Here is a 5,675-nt window from a genome sequence, read left to right as displayed (position 1 = left end):
TTCCGGTAAGCATCGGGGTGAGATTGCCGCCGCACTCCAAAACGTCCGGTGATACCCTTCCATGATCGTTGGCAGTCCGGAATCCATAAAGAGCCAATATTAATCACTACCTCATGGCAAAATACGATCGAAACTACGAACCACACGAATCGGCGCGAATCGACGCGAATCGATTTTCGCTCATGCCGCCGATTCCACCTACCAATAGGCGAGCAGCTGACCGTCTTCGAGCTTGTGCTCGAACTCCCGCAAGGGTCGGTTACCGATCCGGGTGCACTCGCCGGTCTCGGCATCGAAGGTCCAATTGTGTTTAGGACAGGTGAGCTTGCTGCCTTCCAGGGCGAGGTGGGGGATATCCGTTACCTGATGGGGACAGCGGGAGTCGAAGACCTTGATCCGGTCGCCCGTGCGGGAGACGAACAGGTGGCGGCCCGCGGCCTCGAGAAAGCTGATCTCCCCTTCCGGCAGCTCCTCCAGGGCCCCGAGCCGATGCCAGGACGGCTCGGCGTCCAGGTTCTCCGGACGGAACTCGGGGATGTCCATGTCGAGCAGGATCTCGGTAGCCCAGACGATCTTGGCCAGACCCAGGACCGGGAAGGCCATCAGCAAGGCATCGATCACCTCTTGGGGGGTGGCACCGTTGCGCAGGGCCCGCGTGAGGTACTGTCGAAATCCGGGTTCGGTCTTGACGGCCACCTTGGTGATGACGGAGATCAGGTCGCGCGTGCGGGGGTCCAGGTGGTCTCCGGCCTTCTTGAGAAACTTGAAATAGGCACCCATGGCATCGGGGCGGACCTTGAGCAGGTAATTCAGTGCGTCGCTCATGAAAGTCTCCTGGGGAACGGATCAATGCCATTAAGCTGGCTGTTGGCCGCTTGTTGTGGTGAGTCGGAATACGAAGAGAAAACGACGAAGCGCGCGAATCTGCGCGAATCCATTCGTGAGGATTCGTGTGATGCGTCGTTTTTCTCTGGCTCCCACGTTCCAGCGTGGGAGCAAGTCCAGACGCTCCAGCGTCGAAACCTTGTCCCCACGGAGGAGGGATCTTGGCCGCTGGAGCGGCCACATTTGCGTTCCCACGCTGGAGCGTGGGACGAGCCAATACTTCCGCCGTCTCGGCGTATGGAATCAAACGATTATTTTCCCCTATTTCAATCACCGGTTCGACTGGTATGGATCAGGAAAATGGCGTCTTTACGAAAAAAACACGGCCGCCGCCAGCATCAGGGCCTCGCTCAGCTCCACCAGCGCACCGGCGGTATCACCGCTGAATCCACCCAAACGGGTCATCACAGATCGCCGTAACAGCAGGAACAGGACGCCCGCGGCCACGACCAAGCCAGGCCACTCCGTACCGAGGAACAGCGCCGACGCGACCAGGGTAACGACCAGCCAAGCCCAGGCAGCGGTCCGCGGCAGATGGGCCTTGACCACGGCCCCCATGCCATCTGGACGTGCGGAGGGCGTGGTTAGAAACAGGATCAGCAGCTGCGCCCGCGCCAGGACCGGAATCCAGATAAGGCTCATCACCGCACCCGTGGTCATCAGTGCAGAGAGTGCCGCCCACTTGCACAGCAGCACCAACACCAAGGCCATGACGCCGAAGGGCCCTGAGCTGGGGTCCTGCATGATTTCCAAGGTGCGGTTCCGGTCTCCCAACCCCCCGATCCAGGCATCCGCGGTATCCGCCAGCCCGTCCAGGTGCAAGCCGCCGGTGAGCCCTACCCAGGCGACAAGCACCAACGCGGCGGCCAGGCCGTAGGGTGGGCTATGCCCACCGAAGGCCGCTCGGTTCGGATCGGGGCCACTAAATTCCGCCGGCAGTATGGACAGACTCCAGACCATCAGCGCCCAAACCATCAATCCGAGGAGCAGCCCCACCAACGGAAAAAAGACGGCAGAGCGACCAAGATCCGGGTCGGAAACAGGTCCCGGGTCCGGCATGGGCAGCCGGGTGAGAAACCGAACGGCGATCAGGAAGCTGCGCCGCATGGCTCCGCCCCGCCGTGGAACATCAGGCTCGGACGGCCCTCCCCTCCCGGCACCCGCAGACGGGTCCGACAGGCAGGCGGGACCTCGATCCACATCAAGGCAGCCGCGGAGAGGTCCAGGATTTGCCCCAGGATGACGCGGATGACACCGCCATGGGTCACCACCAGCGGGAAATCCGTCCGCTGCCCAAGTATCCGGTCCCAGCCCCTCAGCACCCGTTCGCGCAGGGCCTCGAAGGGCTCGGCGCCGGGCGGCGTGAATCCCGCGGGGTCGTCCCAGAACCGTTTCAGTTCGGCGCTCGGCAGCTCGTCGGCGAGCCGATTCTCCCAGGCCCCGAACCATCGCTCGCCCAGCTCCGGCAGCAGCTCCAAGGGCAGCCCGTGCCGCGCCGCCAGCTCCCGAGCCGGCTCGGCACACCGGCGGGCCGGCGAGCTGAACAAGGCATCGTAGGGTGGGCTATGCCCACCAGCCTCCCTCCCGAGTCCCGCCAGGGCCGCGCGCATCTGGTCGAATCCGCGGGCACTGAGCCGGTCGTCGGCGGCACCCCGAAACCGCTCGCCGCCTACCACCGTACCGTGGCGCAGCAGATCGACAAAGCGGTCATTCCCCATTGATGGGCACGCTTCGCTTGGTGCATCCGACCAGCCGTCGCGGCTCGGAAATCGCCGAGGCATAACTGATACCTTCGTACCCTCCTGAGAGGCGCTTGCTTTGCCCATCCTACGGGCTCTAACCGACTGTTTTCACATGCTAAATGGTCGCAACATTCCAGCGGTCCGCACAGCGGACCCTACAGCCAATCAAGCAGTCAGCGTAGGGTCCGCTGTGCGGACCTTCTCTATAGGCGGCCCCTTCAAGAGCTGGGACAATCCGGCGACGACAAGCACCACTCGGTCGCAGCGGACGGCGAGTGCCTGATGGAGCAGGCCCGCCTCGTCACAGTAGCGGCGACCGATTTCACCCAGGGGAATGACGCCCATGTTGGTCTCGTTGCCGACTAACACGAGGTCGCCGGCAAGCGCCGGCAGGGCCTCCAGCAGGGCGGTACGCTCAGACCCCAAGCGCGCAGGGTCCGCATGGGAGAGCAGATTCGTAAGCCACAGGGTGAGACAGTCCACCACCAGGCAACGCCCGGGTTCGGCCAACTCCCCGAGCACCTGCCCCAGCGCAAGCGGCTCCTCCACCACCAGCCAGTCTCGGGGACGATACCTGCGGTGGGCCTCGATACGGCGCACCATCTCCGCATCCCCCGCCACCGCGGTAGCCACATAGACGACCCGCCGACCGCTCGCGACGGCGAGCCGCTCGGCCAACCGGCTCTTGCCGGAACGCACACCGCCCAGGATCAGGGTTTTCACTTTTCTGTCCGCAGATTACGCAGATTTTCACAGATGGTTGCGTTTTTAATCTGTACGAACCCACATCATCCGCGAATCGATTGGAGCGACCGGCTCATTTTTCCCATACTCAACCCGAACCTCGGTGGCTCCGCTGGTTACCGCCGATGAACGAGAGGGCCAACGAAATATCGGTGGTCCCGGGAGCCGACAAAGTGCCGGCGGTCCCAGGAGCCGACAAAGTGTCGGCGGTCCCAGGAGCCGACAAAGTGTCGGCGGTCCCAGGGGCCGACAAAATGTCGGCGGTTCCGGGGGCCGACAAAGTGTCGGCGGTTCCGGGGACGCTGGGACCGCCGCCTTTCAGACGGCTTACGCACCCCATGACCAGCTGTCGGCAACAGTCAGAGCAGACGCCTTCTGGGCCACACCAGATAACGCCGGACCGCCGGCAGGTTTAGTTCCCGTGTATACGAATGGTGGACACCGGCCCGATGCTCTCCGCGGCGCGGAGCAACCAGGTTCCCACACAGCGCGTGGGAACGAGAAAAAAACGTGCGGAGGATCCCTTCTATGATCGTTAGCTGTCCGGAATCCATAAAGAGCCACTATCTAATCCTTGCTATCTCGAACCACAGATCAACACGGATTGGTCTCCATCCGTGTCGATCCGTGTTCATCCGTGGTTCTTGTTTCCGGTTTTCGGGCGCAGCTGTACTCGTGAAGCCGCGGCGGCTACCGGCAGGGTTCGAAGAAGGCGTTGTCCATCGCCTTTTCACATTCGGCGCCTGTCGGCGTCAGGGCCTCCGGATCCGCGCTCCGAAGCCGCTCATCGGACTCCATTTGCAGGAGCTGACGCGCGGGATTACAGGCCTGGTGGGCCTCGCATTGGTCCGCCTCCCCACACACCTTCTCCACGAGCTTCCTACAGGCCGTTTGCTCCGACCCTGGTGCGGAGGAATCACAGGCCGGGAATGCCGGATTTGATAGGGCCTCCCGACACTCACCGGCCGACGGGGTAAGCGGCCAGGGCGCCGCGGCGCCGGGCGTTCGGCCTTGTTGCTCGCGCTCCATGCCCAGCAGTTGACGGGCCAGGATGCAGGGTTGACCGTGGCGGCACTCGTCATGGAAGCCGCAGACCTTGCGCACGAGCTGGTCGCAATAGCGCGTGCCCATACCCGGCTCGGAGCCGGGCTCTTCGGCCCAGCTGTTTATCATCGACTCGGTGGGTATCGCCTGGCCGTCGCGGATAATGACCACCGAGCCGTCCTCAAGCCTGTGGGTACCGTCCCACAAGGGAGCCACGCCGCCCTTGTAATAGCGCATGGCGCGATGGGAGTCCGGGTCCACCTTCAACCGGCTGCCGTCCTGGAGCGTGCCGGTCCATGAATCGGCCCGAACCGGCCCGATCGCTGCGACCAAAAGGCAGGTAATAAAGAGCAACATCCAGCTACGCATGAATGTTCGCGTGGAAGAAACGGGAAGTAACCACATGGCTCAAGGATTGGAAACACCCATTGGTGTTATGTGACCTTGGCTCAAGCATAGCAAATTCGGTCACATGTTCTCTAACCTTTACCTGGACCTGCAGGCTACCGAATGATAATCACTGCTGAAACATAACCTTAGACCGCGGAGTGCTCGCGGTTATGACAACGTATCTCCAGGACGCCGTTGTTACATTTGCTTTCCAATTGCTCGGGGCGGTAGCTACGCGGCAGCAGTATTTCTTTTCGATAGCGCCTGGTGTCGGACTCGGCGCGGATTTCGAGCAGGTCGTCACGGATGTCCAGGTGGAGATCCGCGGCGCCGATGCCGGGCATCTCGGCCACCACCAGGGTGTGATCCGATTCTTCGAAGACATCCACGACCGGCTCGTAGGTTTCATGGACGCGGGTCTCCCCGGTCTTGGCGTCCGGGCGGATGTTGCCACCGGGCTTTAGCTCCAGGTTCGCGTCCTTGCCGAGCCCCACCTTGACCGCAAAGCCGAAGACCCCTTGGGGACCTCTGCCGAGCTCGCCGGTTCCCCTGGCCTCACCACCCTGTCCCCAGACCTGCTGCAACCGATCCACAATGTCGGTGAGACCCTCCATAATGCCGTCGATGGCCGCAGCCCCCGTAAGTGTGCGCTTGTCGTCCCGTTCTGCGTTCATGTCGAGGTCCCCTGTTGGTGACCACCCAGCGGGTCATGCTAGGGATCTTGGGAAATCCCTTAAGTGCTCCGGTCCTCCCGGTCCGCGCTCGTTCCCACGCTCCAGCGTGGGAATGCCGTCTTGTCCGCTCCCGCGGACGCAGCTCCTCGGTGCTGATCGGCGTTGGCGGTTAGCCTACCGAGGCGCTTAATCGACG

Annotated in this window: 7 protein-coding genes; all 7 read right to left on the bottom strand. The window is 62.7% G+C overall.

From position 1 onward, the window contains the following. Window positions 1–198 precede the first annotated feature (198 nt). Complete coding sequence (locus BQ17_RS13520) at window positions 199–825, bottom strand: Rieske 2Fe-2S domain-containing protein (protein WP_089727922.1); 627 nt, start codon at window positions 823–825, stop codon at window positions 199–201. Between the two features lie 369 nt (window positions 826–1,194). Next, a complete protein-coding gene (gene cobS / locus BQ17_RS13515) occupies window positions 1,195–1,992 on the bottom strand; it encodes an adenosylcobinamide-GDP ribazoletransferase (RefSeq protein WP_089727920.1) in 798 nt (265 codons plus the stop codon). Further along, entirely contained in the window at window positions 1,974–2,666 is a 693-nt protein-coding gene (locus BQ17_RS13510) for a histidine phosphatase family protein (RefSeq protein WP_256091603.1), read from the bottom strand. The genes cobS and BQ17_RS13510 overlap by 19 nt, the downstream gene beginning before the upstream one ends. Window positions 2,667–2,792: 126 nt before the next feature. After that, window positions 2,793–3,350, bottom strand: a complete 558-nt coding sequence (cobU, locus tag BQ17_RS13505; RefSeq protein WP_089727915.1) for a bifunctional adenosylcobinamide kinase/adenosylcobinamide-phosphate guanylyltransferase — start codon at window positions 3,348–3,350, stop codon at window positions 2,793–2,795. Window positions 3,351–3,459: 109 nt separating this feature from the next. After that, window positions 3,460–3,711, bottom strand: a complete 252-nt coding sequence (locus BQ17_RS20795) for a hypothetical protein (protein ID WP_141699271.1) — start codon at window positions 3,709–3,711, stop codon at window positions 3,460–3,462. A 350-nt stretch (window positions 3,712–4,061) separates the two neighbouring features. Further along, window positions 4,062–4,772: a hypothetical protein gene (locus tag BQ17_RS13495; RefSeq protein WP_141699270.1), complete on the bottom strand. Its 711-nt coding sequence runs from the start codon at window positions 4,770–4,772 to the stop codon at window positions 4,062–4,064. 179 nt (window positions 4,773–4,951) lie between these two features. Continuing rightward, complete coding sequence (locus tag BQ17_RS13490) at window positions 4,952–5,479, bottom strand: Hsp20/alpha crystallin family protein (protein WP_089727909.1); 528 nt, start codon at window positions 5,477–5,479, stop codon at window positions 4,952–4,954. Window positions 5,480–5,675: the final 196 nt, after the last annotated feature.

Source organism: Candidatus Thiosymbion oneisti (genome assembly GCF_900092655.1).
In the GTDB taxonomy this organism is placed as follows: Bacteria; Pseudomonadota; Gammaproteobacteria; order Chromatiales; family Chromatiaceae; genus Thiosymbion; species Thiosymbion oneisti.
The sequence above is the reverse complement of the archived record's forward strand: the minus strand, read 5'-3'. Positions and strand labels throughout refer to the sequence as shown.